Genomic DNA, 15,257 nt, shown 5'->3' with positions numbered 1-15,257 from the left:
TCCGGCTTCGCCCGCCACCTCATGCGGCGGCACCGATCCGGATCGCCGGAACTGTAGGTGCGTCCATCGGTGCGAGAAATTCGGAAATGGTTACGCGTGACTTCGGAGATTCGTTATGGGCGCCCACCGGCACGTGCTGCTACTTGTGGAACCCGGAAGAGATGCAGCCGGATCACCCACGGCTGCGTGCATCAGCTGGCGGAAATCGGTTTTCATCCCGCGCGGCGGAAGCTGTCGGATGGTCAGAAAAGGACTGAGAATGTCGGTTGAGACGATAGACACGCTTGTCGTCGGCGGCGGCCAGGCGGGGGTGGCTATGAGCGAGCACCTGAGCAAGTGCGGGGTGCCTCATCTGGTCCTTGAACGCGGCCGGATTGCCGAACGCTGGCGCTCGCAGCGGTGGGACTCCCTGGTTGCCAACGGCCCGGCCTGGCACGACCGGTTCCCGGGCATGGAGTTTTCCCGGACCGGTCCCGATGGCTTTGCCTCCAAGGAAGAGGTCGCCGACTATTTCGTCGCCTACGCAAAGCAGATCAATGCGCCGATCCGCTGCGGCGTAGAGGTCAAGCTTGTGCAAAGAAATGTCGGTCGCCCTGGATTCCGCGTCGAGACGTCGGACGGCGCGATCGAGGCCAACAGCGTCGTTGCCGCGACCGGACCTTTCCAGATCCCCGTCATTCCGCCTGTTGTCCATGGGGATGCGGGCATCCTGCAGATCCATTCCAGCGCCTACCGTAACCCTGAGCAGCTGCCGAAAGGCGCGGTGCTGGTGGTCGGAGCGGGATCCTCGGGCGTGCAGATTGCCGACGAGCTTCAGCGCGCCGGCAGGCGCGTCTTTCTCTCGGTCGGTCCGCATGACCGCCCGCCGCGCGCCTATCGCGGGCGCGACTTCTGCTGGTGGCTCGGCGTTCTCGGCAAGTGGGACGCCGAAACCCCGGGACCCGGCACGGAACACGTCACGATCGCGGTGAGCGGCGCGCGCGGCGGCGAAACTATCGATTTCCGTCGTCTGGCCGCGCAGGGGCTTACGCTCGTCGGCATGACAAAGACCTACCAGGACGGCGTGATGAGCTTCGCGCCCGATCTGGCGAAAAACATTGCCCGCGGCGACGCCAGCCTGATGTCGCTGCTGGACGAAGCCGACGCCTATGTCGCTCGCAACGGTCTCGACCTTCCGGAAGAGCCCGTGGCCCGCCGGATCGACCCGGATCCGGAGTGCGTGACCAATCCGATCCGCGAGCTCGACCTGGCCGAAGCCGGAATAGCGGCGATCGTCTGGGCGACGGGCTTTGCCGTCGACTACAGCTGGCTGAAGGTCGACGCCTTCGACGAGAAGGGTCGGCCAAGGCACCACCGCGGCGTCTCGACCGAGCCGGGGATCTACTTCCTGGGGCTGCCTTGGCAGTCGCGACGAGGGTCCAGCTTCATCTGGGGCGTCTGGCATGATGCCAAGCACGTGGCCGACCGTATTTCGACGCAGCGGAAATATCTGGCCTACCACGCCGCCGCGAAGCGCGAGCCCGTGGATGCCTGACCAAAGCTGACGACCGCTGCGAGCCCGACCTGACGGAGACCAAGATGGCGCACACGCGAATTCGCCCCTTCAACACCAAGGATACCTATCCCGAGCAGAAGCTCGACAACGATCTCTGCCAGGCGGTCGTCACGCGCGGCGGCCGGACCGTCTACCTGCGCGGCCAGTGCCCGCAAGACCTCGACACCGCAAAGAACATCGATAGCCACGATCCGGTCGAGCAGACCCACAAGGTCATGCAGAACATCAGGCAGCTCATCGAGGAATGCGGCGGCACGATGGAGCATCTGGTGAAGGTGGTGGTCTACCTGACCGATGTCCGGCATCGCGAAGCCGTCTACCGGACGATGGGCGAATACATCAAGGGCGTTCACCCGGTTTCGACCGGCGTGGTCGTGTCTGCCCTGGCGCGGCCGGAATGGCTGGTCGAGATCGACGGCACCGCCGTCATCCCGGACTGACCGCCATGACCTTCTCCATCGTCGCGCGCTGCAGGCGCACGAGCATGTTCGGAGTGGCGGTGTCCTCGTCGTCTCCTGCCGTCGCGGCCCGCTGCGCCTACGCGCAGGCCGGCGTCGGCGCGGTCGCCAGCCAGAACGTCACCGACCCGACGCTCGGGCCACGGGCGCTGGAGTTGATGGCGCGCGGCGCTTCCGCTGCTGAAACCGTCGCGATCCTGAAGCGCTCGGCCTTCAGCGAATACCGGCAGATACTGGCGGTCGATGCGGCCGGCGGCAGCGCGATTCATTCGGGACCGAACGCGCTCGGCATCTGGGCCGAGGCGCGCGGCGAGGACGTCGCCTGCGGCGGCAACCTGCTTGCGAATGACCGCATCCCGCAGGCAATGGTTGACGCCTTTCTCGCCTCCGGGGGAGACCTCGGCGACCGGCTGATCCTCACGATGCGGGCTGCGCTCAAGGCCGGCGGCGAGGCGGGGCCTGTCCGTTCCGCCGGCATGAAGCTGGTGCGCGATGTCTCATGGCCCGTCGCAGACTTGCGTTGCGACTGGACGGAAGCGTGCCCGATCGAGCAGTTGGCAACGCTATGGGAGATCTACAAGCCCCAGCTCGACGCCTACGTCACCCGCGCCCTCAACCCGTCCGGCGCGCCGAGCTACGGCGTTCCGGGTGACGAGTAGTCCCGACAGTCTGGAGCTGACATGAGCGAACTCAGCCATAAGGAATGGGTCGGCAAGGCGTCCGCAATCCGTTTCCGCGACAAAGCGTTCATCGACGGCAAACCAGTGCCCGCACGCTCCGGCCGGACCTTTGCAAGCATCAATCCGGCCACGGGAGCGACGCTCGCCGAGGTCGCCTCCTGCGGACAAGAGGACGTCGACCTTGCCGTTGCCGCGGCGCGACGCAGCTTCGAGGCCGGCACCTGGTCGCGAACGAGCCCTCAGCATCGCAAGGAGGTGCTGCTACGGCTGGCGGGGCTGCTGCGCGAGAACCTGCAGGAACTCGCACTGCTGGAATCGCTGGACATGGGCAAGCTGGTCAAGGATGCCGCCACCGTCGACGTGCCGGGTTCGGCGGCAATCTTCCAGTGGTACGCCGAAGCGATCGACAAGGTCTATGACGAGGTGGCGCCGACGGGCCAGGGCGACCTCGCTCTGGTGCGGCGCGAGCCGCTTGGGGTCGTTGGCGCCGTCGTGCCTTGGAATTTCCCGCTCGACATGGCGACCTGGAAATGCGCGCCCGCGCTGGCGGTGGGCAATTCGGTGGTGTTGAAGCCGGCCGAGCAATCGCCCTTCTCGGCACTCAGGCTGGCTGAGCTCGCCATGGAAGCGGGCCTGCCCGCCGGCGTGCTCAATGTCGTGCCCGGCCTCGGCGAGACCGCCGGCCAGGCGCTCGGCCGCCATATGGATGTCGATTGCCTTGCCTTCACCGGCTCGACCGCGGTCGGCAAGATGTTCCTGCAATATTCCGGCCAGTCGAACATGAAGCAGGTTTGGCTGGAAACCGGCGGCAAGAGCCCGAACCTGGTGTTCGCGGATTGCCAAGACCTGGACGCCGCGGCCGACATGGCAGCCTTCGGCATCTTCTTCAACCAGGGCCAGGTATGCTCGGCCAATTCCCGGCTTCTGGTGGAGCGCGGCATCAAGGATGCGCTGGTTGAGAGGCTGGCGGAGCGGGCCGCGGCGACCCAGCCCGGCGACCCGCTGGATCCAGCGTCCAGGATGGGCGCGATGGTGGACGCCAGGCACGCCGCGACCGTCATGCGTTTCATCGATGGCGGCAAGAAGTCGGCCCGGCTGGTCGCCGGCGGCGGCCGGATCGCCCTCGATGGGCGAGGCAGTTTTGTCCAGCCCACGATCTTCGACGATGTCGCGCCCGACGATCCGCTTGCCCGCGACGAGATATTCGGTCCGGTGTTGTCGGTCATCGCCTTCGACACCGAGGACGAGGCGCTTCGGATCGCCAATGACAGCGTCTACGGCCTGGCTGCGTCGCTGTGGACCGACAGCCTGTCGCGGGCGCATCGCGTCGCGGAGCGGCTTCGGGTCGGCACTGTGTCGGTGAACACCGTCGATGCGCTGAGCCCGATGACGCCCTTCGGCGGCTTCAAGCAGTCCGGCTTCGGGCGCGACCTGTCGCTGCACGCGCTCGACAAATACACCGCGCTGAAGACCACCTGGATCAAGTACTGAGGAGCGGCCGCGACTTGATTGCCGCAACCAAACGGGCATCATAGCCGTCCATGCCGCTTCGCTTCACGCTCAGACAACTCGAATATTTCGTCGCCGTCGGCGAAGCCGGTTCGATCGCCAAGGCGGCCGAGCAGGTGAATGTCTCGCCGCCGTCGATCTCGGCCTCGATCGCTCAGCTCGAAGCGGAGTTCGGCGTCCAGCTCTTCGTGCGCAAGCACTCGCATGCGCTGGCGCTGACGGCCGGCGGGCGCCTGTTCCTCAAGGAAGCCGCGCGCCTGCTCAACGACGCGGACGCGCTGCACGACATTGCCGGCGATATCGCCGAAAAGGTGCGCGGACCGCTGGCGATCGGCTGCCTGCTCACTTTCGCGCAGATCGTGCTGCCGGCGCTGCGCCGGAAATTCGAGGACGCCTATCCGGACGTGCGCGTCAGGCAGTTCGAGCGCAACCAGGGGCAATTGTTCGAGATGCTGCAGCGTGGCGAAATCGACGCTGCGCTGACCTACGATCTCGAGCTGTCGCAGGACATGACTTTCGAGCCGCTGATGCAGTTGCCGGCCTATGTGATGCTGCCGGCCGCGCATCGCCTGGCGGGGAGGGCGGGCATCACGCCCGAGGAATTGGTCGATGAGCCGATGGTGCTGCTCGATCTTCCCTACAGCCGCGAATATTTCCTCTCGGCTTTCCAGCCCAAGGGACTGCGGCCCAAGATCGTCGAGCGCACCGGCGACATTGCCGTGATGCGCTCGATGGTCGCCAATGGCTTCGGCTACGGCATCGCCAATATGCGGCCGCTCAACACGATGTCGCCGGACGGCAAATTGCTGGTCTTCGTGCCCCTGCTGGGCGACCTCAGGCCGCTGACGATGGGAATAGCGCTGCCGAACGCCGAGCACCGCACGCTGACGGTGCAGGCCTTCATCGACCACTGCCGCAGCTTCGTCGTCGAGCAAGGCGTCTTCGGCACCGAACGCATCGTCAAATGAGGGGTGTCACGGCCAGCCGTCGGTGAGCCGCGACAGCAGCCTCCCCAGCATCTCGTCGCAGCGCCGCAGCTGTTCGACGCTGACAAATTCGTCCGGCTTGTGCCCCTGCGCCATCGAGCCCGGTCCGCAAACGACGGCAGGCGTGCCGAGATCGCGGCTGAACAATCCGCCTTCCGTGCCGAACGCGACTTTCATGGTGTCGTTGGCGCCTGTCAGCGATTTGACGAAGGCGACCGCTTCCGAGGCGGCCGGGGTGTCGAGGCCCGGATAGGTGTTGGTGATCTCGATGTCGATTGCAGCCTCGGCTGCGATCGAAGCGGCGTCGGCAGCAATGCGCGCCGCAGCAATGCGAAGCCTGTCGAGAATGACGGTGGCATCGTCGGCGGCGACGTTGCGGATCTCGAAGTCGACCTGGCAAAGGTTGGGCACGATGTTGAGCGCCACCCCGGCATTGATCCTGCCGACATGGACCGTCGTGTAGGGAATGTCGTAGTCGCCGTCGCGAGCGCCTTCGCGGGCCAGCCGGTCCTGTTCGTCGCGCAGGGCACGCACGAAATCGCAACCGAGATGGATGGCGTTGAGCGCGACCGGAGCCAGCGCCGAATGGCCCTCCCGCCCCCTGCAGTTGGCCCGTGCCGCAAGCTTGCCCTTGTGTCCTGTCGCCACCTGCATGTTGGTCGGCTCGCCGACGATGCACAGCAGCGGGCGTTGCGGCGCCGCGCTCAGCATTTCGATCAGGTCACGCACACCGAGACAGCCGACTTCCTCGTCGTAGGAGAGCGCCAGATGCAAGGGCGTCCGAAGCGCCATCTTCGCGGCCTTGAGGCAGGCTGCGAGCGCGCAGGCGACGAAGCCTTTCATGTCCGCCGCGCCGCGCCCGTAGAGCTTGCCGTCGCGCGCGGTCATTTCGAACGGGGGCAGCGTCCAGTTCTGGCCGTCGACGGGAACGACATCGGTGTGGCCGGACAGCATGATGCCGGGCTTGTCGGCCGGTCCGACGGTGGCAAAGAGATTGGCCTTGTGGCCGTCGGCGCTATTGATGGTCTGGCTGGCAATGCCGTTCGCTGCGAGCAGGTCCGCCGCATAGCCGATCAGGTCGAGGTTCGAGTCGCGGCTCACCGTCGGCAAGGCGACCAGCTTTTCGAGGATCCTTATGCTGTCCATTTCTCTTGTTCCGTTGCCGCAACGGCTGTGTACATCGTGCGGCGGCCGCCCTGAAGTCGCATTTGGCTCAGCCCCGCTTCATCGCAGGCTAATCCACGCGGCGCGCGATTAGGCGCGTCCTAATCCGCACAGAAGAAATCCGTAGTTTTCCCGCGCCCGCGCCAACTTATGAGTAGTTTCGGCAGCAGCGGCAGCGCCAAGCCGAGAGGAAGGAACCACATGCGCGACCCACGCTACGACATTCTGTTCGAGCCGATGAAGATAGGTCCGGTGACAGCCAAGAACCGCTTCTATCAGGTTCCCCATTGCAACGGCGGCGGCTATCGCGACCCTTCGGCCGCGGCCGAGATGCGCCGCATGAAGTCGGAAGGCGGATGGGGCGTCATCTTCACCGAGCAGACGGAGATGCATCATACCTCCGAGATCACGCCCTTCATCGAGCTCAGGCTGTGGGACGACGCCGACATTCCGGCCCTGGCAAAGATGGCCAAGGCCATGCATCAGCACGGCGCGCTCGCCGGCATCCAGCTCGCCTATTCCGGCATCAACGGCCCCAACCTCTACACCAAGGAGGTTCCGCGCGGCCCGTCGGCGCTGCCGATCCGCACCTTCACCAACGATCCGGTGCAGGCGCGCGCCATGGACAAGCAGGACATCCGCGACCTGCGCCGCTGGCACCGCAATGCCTTCAAACGCGCCAGGCAGGCGGATTTCGACCTGGTGTGCCTCTACGGCGCGCATGGCTTCGGCATCATCCAGCATTTCCTCTCCACTGCCACCAACCAGCGCAGCGATGAATATGGCGGCTCGCTGGAAAACCGCTCGCGGCTGATGCGCGAGCTGATCGAGGAAGGGCGCGACGCCATCGGCGACACCTGCGGCCTGACGCTCAGGCTGTCGCTGGACGAGATGATCGGCGAGCTTGGCTTCGCCAATTCCGAGGTTCGCGACATGATCGAGATGCATGCCGACCTGCCCGATCTGTGGGATCTCGCGCACGGCGCCTGGGAGGATTGCTCGGGGCCGTCGCGCTTCAAGGAAGAGGCGGCGCAGGAAAGCCTCGTCTCCGGCATCAAGAAGCTGACCTCGAAGCCGGTCGTCGGCGTCGGCCGCTTCACCTCGCCCGACGTGATGGTGAGGATGATCAGGTCGGGCACGCTCGACTTCATCGGCTGCGCCCGCCCATCGATCGCCGATCCTTTCCTGCCGAGGAAGGTCGAGGAGGGCCGCATCGAGGACATCCGCGAATGCATCGGCTGCAACATCTGCATCACCGGCGACATGACCACGTCGATCTCGCGCTGCACGCAGAACCCGACCTTCATGGAGGAGTGGCGCAAGGGCTGGCATCCGGAGCGCATGCAAGCCAAGGGCGACAGCGACAGCGTGCTGATCGTCGGCGCCGGGCCTGCCGGACTGGAGGCCGCGCGCGCGCTCGGCCTGCGCGGCTATCAGGTGGCGATAGCCGAAGCGGGCGCGGAGCTTGGCGGACGCGTGGCGCGCGAGAGCCTGCTTCCGGGCTTGTCGGCCTGGGGCAGGGTGCGTGACTATCGGCAGTACCAGCTCAGCCAGATGCCGAATGTCGACATCTATTTCGAAAGCCGGTTGTCGGCCGACGACATCCTGTCCTTTGGCTTCCAAAACGTCGCCATAGCTACCGGATCGACCTGGCGGCGCGACGGCGTCGCGCGCGCTCATGTCGTGCCGATGCCGATCGACGCCGCCATGCCGGTCTACACGCCCGACGATCTGATGGGCGGCAAAGTTCCCACCGGCAACGTCGTGCTGTTCGACGACGACCACTATTACATGGGCGGCGTCCTCGCCGAGCTGATGGCGCGCCAGGGGGCGAAGGTGACCTTGGTGACCCCTTCGGCCTATGTCTCGGACTGGACCCGCAATACGCTGGAGCAAGGCGCCATCCATCGCCGCCTGGCGGAGCTCGGAGTCGATATCGTCCTCAACAGGACCGTCAGGAACGTCGCTTCAGGCGACGTCGTCACGGCCTGCGTCTACACCGGCGCGCGACAAGATCTGGCGGCCGACGCCGTCGTGCTGGTTACGTCGCGCAATCAGGACGATGCCGTTTGGCGCGATCTCAAGGCCCGGGAAAACGAATGGGCCGACAATGGCATCCGCTCGGCCAAGGTCATCGGCGACGCCGAAGCGCCGGGACCTATCGCCTGGGCGACCTATGCCGGCCACCGCTATGCCCGCGAGCTGGACGAACCCGATATCGGCGACGCTTTGCCTTTCCGGCGAGAGGTGGCGGCGCTGGCTGCAGACTAGGCGTAGGACGAATCTTCATGAGACGGGCCAGCGCGTCAACGGCGGATAGTCGCTACAGCAATTCCAGTAAAAGTGTGTAACCGGCTTCTGGGAGGCAGCTTTGAATGCGTCCATGACGGCGCGCCGCTATCCGTCGATCTCGACCTCGGCCTCGCAGTTCACGGGTGCATTCAGAGGTATGGCCATGCCGATGGACGAGCGGGCGTGACAGCCGGCTTCAGATCCATAGAGTTCCAGTATCAGATCGGAATAACCGTTCGTAACCAGCGGGGTCTCGTTGAAGCCCGGAGCGACATTCACCATCGCGAAGACGCGCAGCCAGGCCGTAACCCGATCGAGGTCGCCGACGGCGCGCTTCAGGCTCGCGAGGTGCGCCAGCGCCACGAGCCGCGCCGAGGCATAGCCCTGCTCCGGTGAGACGTCGCCTCCTACCTTGCCGAGGGGCTTTGCCAGCGTTCCATCAGGGTTGCAGGCGACATGGCCCGATATGTAGGCGCGGTTGCCGCGCACCCGAACCCAGGCGAACGGCATCCGTAGCCCTTCGCGGACTTTCAGCGGCTCGGGCAATTCCAGACCCATGCCGACGAGGCGTTGTTCGATGATGGCCATGGCTGCTCTCCCGGGCTAATCAGGGCACGATGTCGTCGAGCTCCGGCATCAGCACCACGCTCTCGTTTGCTGCGGGGTCGTTGCGCGCGCCAAGGAACTCAGCATTTTCGGAGCTGCGGTTCACGGCCACGTGCGGAACGCCGGCCGGTATGAACAGGTAGTCGCCGGGATGGACCTGATCGCGCCGTTCGAGCCTCGTCCCCGACCAGATCTCGATCTCCTTGCCCGCGGTCATCAGCAGGGCCGTCTCGTGCCCTTCATGGCGATGGGCGCTGGTCCGTCTGCCCGCCGGCAGGGAGATCATTCCGAGCCACAGCATGGTCGATCCGACGCTCTCGGCGGCGACGCCCGAGCGATAGATGGATCCCTGCTCGGCGGCGTAGCTGTCACTTGCGCGCACGATCTTCGCGGTCGATGCACGGATGGGCCTCGATTGCATGGCTTCATTCTTCATCGTTCTTCCCCATTCGATGAGGCTGCAAAGACAATGGAACCGAGTTTGTGCGCGTGGCCAATGTATGTCCCAAACGCTGGCCGAAAAATTCCGAAAAACTGCGAAATCGGGCGTATCATTCCCAATCATGAGCACGCAGCACCTTGCATTCGGCACCTTCGAATTCATCGCCGAGAACGGCTGCCTTCTCCGCGACAACCGGCCTGTCGCTCTCGGCGCCCGCGGCGCGTCGCTGCTTGCCGTTCTGCTCGCGGCAGAGGGGCGGGTCGTCACCAAGTCGGCACTGATGGACGCCGTGTGGCCGGGCCTCGCAGTCGAGGAGAGCAACCTTTCCGTTCAGATTGCCGCCCTTCGCAAGCTGCTCGGCCCGGCATCGGACGGCGGCGAATGGATCGTCACGGTCCCACGCGTCGGCTACAGATTTTCCGGTCCGGCGGAGAGCCGGACCGATGGACCGGCAAGCGGAGGGCAAGCGGAGGCGGGTTCCAGCCCTGCGATTGCCGTGCTGCCTTTCGAGAATCTCGGCGGGGACGCTGAGAGACAATATTTGGCCGAAGGTATCGCCGACGACCTGATCATGGCGCTCGCCCGGTTCCGATGGTTTCGCGTCGCGTCGCGCGGGGCGAGTTTCGCAAGGAGGCACGGCCCGAGGGATCCGAAATCGATCGCGCAAGAACTCGGCGTCGATTTTCTGGTGGATGGAGCCATCCGGCGTACCGGGGATCGGATGCGGATATCGGTGCACCTCGCCGATGCAATGAAGGGCGCCACAGTCTGGTCCGAACATTATGATCTCCAGGTGGCCGAGGTATTTGCCGTGCAGGACGCCATCGCCGAGCGGATCGCCGCGGCGATTGAACCTGAGCTGCTGTTGCGCCATGGACTTCAGGTTGCTCCCCATACCGGCAACGTGACCGCCTGGGACCTCGTACGGCAAGGCACATTCAATTTTCACAAGGTAACGCAGCGCACCCACCTTCTCGCGCGGCGGTTCTTCCGGGAGGCCGCTGAGCTTGATCCCGTGCTTCCGGAGGCGCAGATCTGGCGGGCGCGGGTCAACGCGGGCCTTATCGCCTATGGCTGGACGGAAAATCCCCTCGCTGACGGAAGGGAGGGCTTCGATGCGGCCCTGCGGGCGATATATCTCGACGCCCGCAATCCGTATGCGCACTATGCGCTGGCGATCGTGTCGGCCTACACGGGCAGGGCAGATCAGGCGATCCTCGCGGCGGAACGGTCCATCGAACTCGGTCCGAGTTTCGCCTTGGGATATCTCGTCCTCGGCATGGCCCGTCTTTTTGCGGGCGATGCGGCCGGTGCGCGAAAGCCGCTGACTCGCGGCCTCGAACTCAACCCCCACGATCCGCAAAACGCGGCCTGGTTCAGTCTCTTGATGCTTGCGCGGTTCTTTTCGGGCGACGTCGAGGGGGCGCTCGACAGCGGGCGTGCGGCGTTGAAGGCGCGGCCTGACTGGCCGGCGCTGCTCCGCATTCAGGCGTGCTGCCACATGGCCTTGGGACATAGGCAGGAGGCTCACCACTTCGCCGCTGCCGCAAGCGATCTCCCGGAGCCTGCCGGCGATGCGCTCGGCCCGTTCAGGGTTGGCAACAGGGAATGGGCGAGCCGTCTCGAGCGCCTGCTGCGCGAGGCGGAAGATCAAACGACCGCTTCTGGCGGCAACGCCATCTTTTCCGAGGACTAAAGCGCGTCGCGCCGAAACGGATTCAGGCGACGCGCTTTAGGTCTTTGTTTTTTATGCATGTCGTTTTCGCTTTTGCGCGACATGCATTAGGCCCGGGACCTCCCTGGGGCAGGAGGTCGACATGCCCGATCGCGCCGCCTGCATCGTTTTCGTGAGACGCAAGGTTGCGAGCGCGAGGTTCGGCGGCTATGCCGGACCCGACATTCCCAGACGAGAAGGCAGAACCGATGAAGGTCCTTTCCACCTCCAAATCGCATGGCGGCATCCAGGGCGTCTATTCGCACTCATCCGAGGTCTGCGCCTGCGAGATGACCTTTGCCGTCTTCGCGCCGCCCCAGGCCGTGGAAGGCCATGTGCCGGTGCTCTGGTATCTGTCCGGCCTGACCTGCACCCATGCCAATGTCATGGACAAGGGCGAGTACCGACGCCTGGCGGCCGAGCTGGGTCTCGTCATCGTTTGCCCCGACACGAGCCCGCGCGGCGCGGATGTGCCGGACGAGAAAGACAACTGGCAGTTCGGCTGCGGCGCCGGCTTCTATGTCGACGCCACGCAGGCGCCCTATGCGAAAAACTACCGCATGTACTCCTATGTCGCCGAGGAATTGCCGGCGCTCGTCGCCGCCAATTTCCCGGTCGACATGTCGCGCCAGTCGATCTTCGGCCATTCGATGGGCGGGCACGGCGCGCTGACGATCGCGCTGAGGACCCCCGGGCGCTTCCGGAGCTGCTCGGCCTTCGCGCCGATCGTGCAGCCGACCACCGCCGGCTGGTCGCGGCCGGCGCTCGAGAAATATCTGGGATCAGACGAGAACAGCTGGCGCGCCTATGACGCCACGCTGCTCATCGAGGACGGCCATCGTTACGGCGAGCTGCTGGTCGACCAAGGCACGGCCGACGGCTTCCTCCAGGATGGTCTGCGCCCATGGCTGCTCGAAGAAGCTTGTAAGAAGGCGGGCATCGCGCTGACGCTGCGCATGCAGGAAGGCTACGACCATTCCTACAATTTCATCTCGACCTTCATGGACGATCATCTGCGCTGGCACGCCGCGCGGCTGGCATAGGCAACGCAAACGCCCGGGAAGCCCTCAAGCCTAGGTCGGATGCCCGTGACGCAATCCGGGCAATCCAACGCGTCTTCTCATTGCGGTGTATATGTCTCTGGAGTAATTTAGAACTTGATTGGATAAGAACGCATGCCCGCCGTCGTTATGCATGCGTTCTGCTCCCGTCCCGGCAGACTGTGAGCTCTTTAACAGACCTCGGCGCCGCAAGCTGCGTTCCTGTGGCGACAGGTCATAGCAGTTAAGGATTTGCCATGCTGCGATGCTGCGCGTTCCTTGCAGCCTTGATCCTTGTGGGCTTCACGGCGTTCGAAGCTCACGCCGATCGCAGGGTTGCCTTTGTGATCGGCAATTCCGAATACCGCGACATCCCGGCCCTCAAGAACCCGGACAAGGATGCCGACGATGTGTCGAGCACATTTCGCTTGGCCGGCTTCGACGTGTTCGTCGCCAAGGATCTCACCAAGCTCCAGTTCGAGGAGCAGTTCCGCAACTATCTCGCGGCCGCCGACGGCGCCGATTTGGCTGTCGTCTACTATTCCGGTCACGGCTTTCAGATCGGCGGCGAGAATTTTCTAATCCCGGTCGATGCGTCGCTGAAAGATGCCGCGGACATCGAAGTCCAGGCGGTCAAGCTCAACGACGTGCTGGAACAAATGCGCTCCAAATCGAAGATCCAGGTGATCATCCTCGATGCCTGCCGCAACAATCCGTTCCCGCGCAAGGACTATTGGCTGCGGGACCAGTTGATCGCTGCGGGCGGCACCGGCCTCGCGCAGGTCAAAAGCTCGCTGAACACGCTCATTGCCTTCGCCACCGAACCTGGGGCGGTTGCCTATGATGGGACGGGCGACCTCAGCCCCTTCTCCTCCGCCTTTTCCCGCCGCGCGCTGGCACCGAACCAGGAAATCCGCACGGTGATGGCTGCCGTTCGCCGCGACGTGGTTAAAGCCACCGACGGCAAGCAGGTTCCGTGGGAGAACTCCTCGCTGATCGACGAGGTGGTGCTGATGCGCCGCGCCAGCCGCCCGGCGCTGCCGCCGGTGCTGGAAAAGGTCGTGCCGTCGGGTGTCGGGCCCGTCGCGCTGGGCCTGCCGGAACCGGTGGATGTCGACGGCGGCGCGGTCACCGTCAGCATCGAAAGACCGCCGGCGCTTGGGCGCCTGATGCTGGACGGCAAGCCTGTCGCGACCGGCGAGCCGATCGCGGGCAAGGATCTGCCGCGCCTTGCGATGGATGTGCCGAAAGGCTCCGGCGCGCAGGAAGAGGTCGACATGCTGGCCTATGCCACGCGCGACAACTGGGGCGGCCAATCCCAGGGCATCCTGGTGTTCCGCGTCAAGAACGGGGACGCTGCCCAAGGGCAGCAGCTCATGGCCTCGCTCGAGGCCGAGCAGAAGCAACAGGTGCTGGAGCGCGGCATCCACATCACCGGTGCCGCCGAGGCGATCGAGAACCGCGACATCAGCGTTCCGGTCGGCGTCGGGCCGGTTCCGCTGAAGCTGGATTTCCCGACCAAGGACCCCGCGGTCAGCCTGAAGCTCGCGAGCTATCCGGCAACGGGGACGCTGTCGCTGCCGGACCGCACCTTGTCCCCGGATTCAAGCCTGATGGCCGATGAAGTCGACCGCTTGCGCTACGAACCCCAGATAGGCGCCGTCAAGCCACTGATAGTCGGCTTCGAAATCAGGGCCGACAACACGTCGTCCAAGCCGGCGACGATGAAGCTGTCGCCAAGCGTCGAGCCCTGCGACAGGGAGGCCGGCGAGCCTCTCGACCTGCAGGGCGTTGTCCCCGGCCTGCTGCCGAACGAAATCAGCACCAACGCCGTGGACGTCTGCCGGGCGGCTGTGAAAGCCTACCCCGACGTCGCCCGCTTCCGTTACGAGCTCGGGCGGGCGCTGCTGGCGGCCGGCAAGGTCGACCAGGCGAAGAAGGCGATTGAGGAGGCCGCCGACAAAGGACACGTCCGAGCTGTGTTCGAGCTTGGCTACCTCAATGCGACGGGAACGGGAATGCCCGCCAACCGTAAGCAGGCCAACACATTCTACGCTGCGGCGTCCGACAAGGGCGATCCCTACGGGATGACGTCATGGGGGCGCGCCTTGTTCAACGGCTACGGCGTCGAGCGTGACACCACCAAGGGGCTGGACCTGCTGCTCAAGGCGGCGGCGATGGGGCACACCTATGCCATGAACGATCTCGCCGCGATCTTTACGGAAGGACGTAACGGCGTGCCTGCCGATCCAGCTCGCGCAGTGGCCTTCCTCAAGGCCGGGGTCGAGCGGCAGGACATGTATTCGATGAACCTGCTCGGCCGCAATTACCTTGCCGGCACAGGGGTCGAGAAGGACCCCAAGACCGCGCTCTCGCTCTTCCAGAAATCCATGGATCTCGGCCAGCCCTACGCTCCGGGCAGCCTTGCGCGCATGTACAGGGACGGTGTCGGCGTGCAGCAGGATCTTGCCGAAGCGCAAAGGTTGTTCGAGTTGGCGACCGACCGCGGCGATCAGTCGGCTGCGTATGATCGCGCGGCTCTTGAGATGCAAAGGGGCGACAAGGCCGACCAGGCCGTGGCCGCGCGCTACCTTGCTTTCGCGGCTGCGCTCGACCTTCGCAACGAAATTCCGGACGCTAAGGCCACGTTGGCGAAATTTGGAGCCAAGGCGAAGACGGCCGCTTTGAAACAGATGCGTGGAGAACTCAAGTCGAAGATTTCGGCGGACGGCTCGTTGGACGATCAACTGGTCAAGACGGCCAGGGCGGTCTGGGAACAAGCCAATCCGCGCCGGGACTTGTTCTGATCGA

12 protein-coding genes are annotated in these 15,257 nt (G+C 64.9%); 9 read left to right on the top strand and 3 right to left on the bottom strand.

Annotated features, from left to right (window positions below):
- Window positions 1-259: 259 nt before the first annotated feature.
- The 5 genes from EH240_RS21050 to EH240_RS21030 are packed head-to-tail and all read left to right on the top strand — an operon-like array spanning window position 260 to window position 5,170.
- Complete coding sequence (locus EH240_RS21050; protein WP_125002184.1) at window positions 260-1,534, top strand: flavin-containing monooxygenase; 1,275 nt, start codon at window positions 260-262, stop codon at window positions 1,532-1,534.
- A gap of 44 nt (window positions 1,535-1,578) precedes the next feature.
- Window positions 1,579-1,995, top strand: coding sequence for a RidA family protein (locus EH240_RS21045; protein ID WP_125002182.1), 417 nt, complete (start codon window positions 1,579-1,581; stop codon window positions 1,993-1,995).
- Between the two features lie 5 nt (window positions 1,996-2,000).
- Entirely contained in the window at window positions 2,001-2,672 is a 672-nt protein-coding gene (locus tag EH240_RS21040) for a DUF1028 domain-containing protein (protein ID WP_125002180.1), read from the top strand.
- A 21-nt stretch (window positions 2,673-2,693) separates the two neighbouring features.
- Window positions 2,694-4,184, top strand: coding sequence for an aldehyde dehydrogenase (locus EH240_RS21035; RefSeq protein WP_125002178.1), 1,491 nt, complete (start codon window positions 2,694-2,696; stop codon window positions 4,182-4,184).
- A gap of 50 nt (window positions 4,185-4,234) precedes the next feature.
- Entirely contained in the window at window positions 4,235-5,170 is a 936-nt protein-coding gene (locus tag EH240_RS21030) for a LysR family transcriptional regulator (protein ID WP_125002176.1), read from the top strand.
- 6 nt (window positions 5,171-5,176) lie between these two features.
- Here EH240_RS21030 and argE read toward each other — a convergent pair whose 3' ends face one another.
- Window positions 5,177-6,334, bottom strand: a complete 1,158-nt coding sequence (gene argE, locus EH240_RS21025) for an acetylornithine deacetylase (RefSeq protein ID WP_125002174.1) — start codon at window positions 6,332-6,334, stop codon at window positions 5,177-5,179.
- A 219-nt stretch (window positions 6,335-6,553) separates the two neighbouring features.
- On the opposite strand from argE, the gene EH240_RS21020 reads away from it, so the two are divergent.
- Window positions 6,554-8,623, top strand: coding sequence for an oxidoreductase (locus EH240_RS21020; protein ID WP_125002172.1), 2,070 nt, complete (start codon window positions 6,554-6,556; stop codon window positions 8,621-8,623).
- 126 nt (window positions 8,624-8,749) lie between these two features.
- Here EH240_RS21020 and EH240_RS21015 read toward each other — a convergent pair whose 3' ends face one another.
- Together EH240_RS21015 and EH240_RS21010 are read right to left on the bottom strand one after the other, a co-directional pair.
- Window positions 8,750-9,232: a RidA family protein gene (locus EH240_RS21015; protein WP_125002170.1), complete on the bottom strand. Its 483-nt coding sequence runs from the start codon at window positions 9,230-9,232 to the stop codon at window positions 8,750-8,752.
- A 19-nt stretch (window positions 9,233-9,251) separates the two neighbouring features.
- Window positions 9,252-9,686 carry a cupin domain-containing protein gene (locus tag EH240_RS21010; RefSeq protein WP_125002168.1) on the bottom strand — a complete coding sequence of 145 codons (435 nt, stop codon included), beginning with the start codon at window positions 9,684-9,686 and terminating at the stop codon, window positions 9,252-9,254.
- Window positions 9,687-9,813: 127 nt separating this feature from the next.
- Here EH240_RS21010 and EH240_RS21005 point away from each other — a divergent pair, with 127 nt between their 5' ends.
- From EH240_RS21005 to EH240_RS20995, 3 genes are all read left to right on the top strand, one after another.
- Window positions 9,814-11,388 (top strand): winged helix-turn-helix domain-containing tetratricopeptide repeat protein, encoded by a 1,575-nt coding sequence (locus tag EH240_RS21005; protein ID WP_125002213.1) that lies wholly within the window; start codon window positions 9,814-9,816, stop codon window positions 11,386-11,388.
- 227 nt (window positions 11,389-11,615) lie between these two features.
- A complete protein-coding gene (gene fghA, locus EH240_RS21000; RefSeq protein ID WP_125002166.1) occupies window positions 11,616-12,449 on the top strand; it encodes an S-formylglutathione hydrolase in 834 nt (277 codons plus the stop codon).
- Window positions 12,450-12,703: 254 nt separating this feature from the next.
- The gene (locus EH240_RS20995; protein ID WP_125002164.1) at window positions 12,704-15,253 is read left to right on the top strand and encodes a caspase family protein; all 2,550 of its coding nucleotides are present in this window, start codon (window positions 12,704-12,706) and stop codon (window positions 15,251-15,253) included.
- Window positions 15,254-15,257: the final 4 nt, after the last annotated feature.

This window comes from Mesorhizobium tamadayense, assembly GCF_003863365.1.
GTDB lineage: Bacteria > Pseudomonadota > Alphaproteobacteria > Rhizobiales > Rhizobiaceae > Mesorhizobium > Mesorhizobium tamadayense.
The sequence above is the reverse complement of the archived record's forward strand: the minus strand, read 5'-3'. Positions and strand labels throughout refer to the sequence as shown.

Bases quoted from the DNA above. Each gene is read 5' to 3' on its own strand.
- EH240_RS21015 (WP_125002170.1), bottom strand. From the start codon at position 9,232: ATGGCCATCATCGAACAACGCCTCGTCGGCATGGGTCTGGAATTGCCC.
- argE (WP_125002174.1), bottom strand. From the start codon at position 6,334: ATGGACAGCATAAGGATCCTCGAAAAGCTGGTCGCCTTGCCGACGGTG.
- EH240_RS21050 (WP_125002184.1), top strand. From the start codon at position 260: ATGTCGGTTGAGACGATAGACACGCTTGTCGTCGGCGGCGGCCAGGCG.
- EH240_RS21010 (WP_125002168.1), bottom strand. From the start codon at position 9,686: ATGAAGAATGAAGCCATGCAATCGAGGCCCATCCGTGCATCGACCGCG.
- EH240_RS21040 (WP_125002180.1), top strand. From the start codon at position 2,001: ATGACCTTCTCCATCGTCGCGCGCTGCAGGCGCACGAGCATGTTCGGA.
- fghA (WP_125002166.1), top strand. From the start codon at position 11,616: ATGAAGGTCCTTTCCACCTCCAAATCGCATGGCGGCATCCAGGGCGTC.
- EH240_RS21030 (WP_125002176.1), top strand. From the start codon at position 4,235: ATGCCGCTTCGCTTCACGCTCAGACAACTCGAATATTTCGTCGCCGTC.
- EH240_RS20995 (WP_125002164.1), top strand. From the start codon at position 12,704: ATGCTGCGATGCTGCGCGTTCCTTGCAGCCTTGATCCTTGTGGGCTTC.
- EH240_RS21020 (WP_125002172.1), top strand. From the start codon at position 6,554: ATGCGCGACCCACGCTACGACATTCTGTTCGAGCCGATGAAGATAGGT.
- EH240_RS21035 (WP_125002178.1), top strand. From the start codon at position 2,694: ATGAGCGAACTCAGCCATAAGGAATGGGTCGGCAAGGCGTCCGCAATC.
- EH240_RS21045 (WP_125002182.1), top strand. From the start codon at position 1,579: ATGGCGCACACGCGAATTCGCCCCTTCAACACCAAGGATACCTATCCC.
- EH240_RS21005 (WP_125002213.1), top strand. From the start codon at position 9,814: ATGAGCACGCAGCACCTTGCATTCGGCACCTTCGAATTCATCGCCGAG.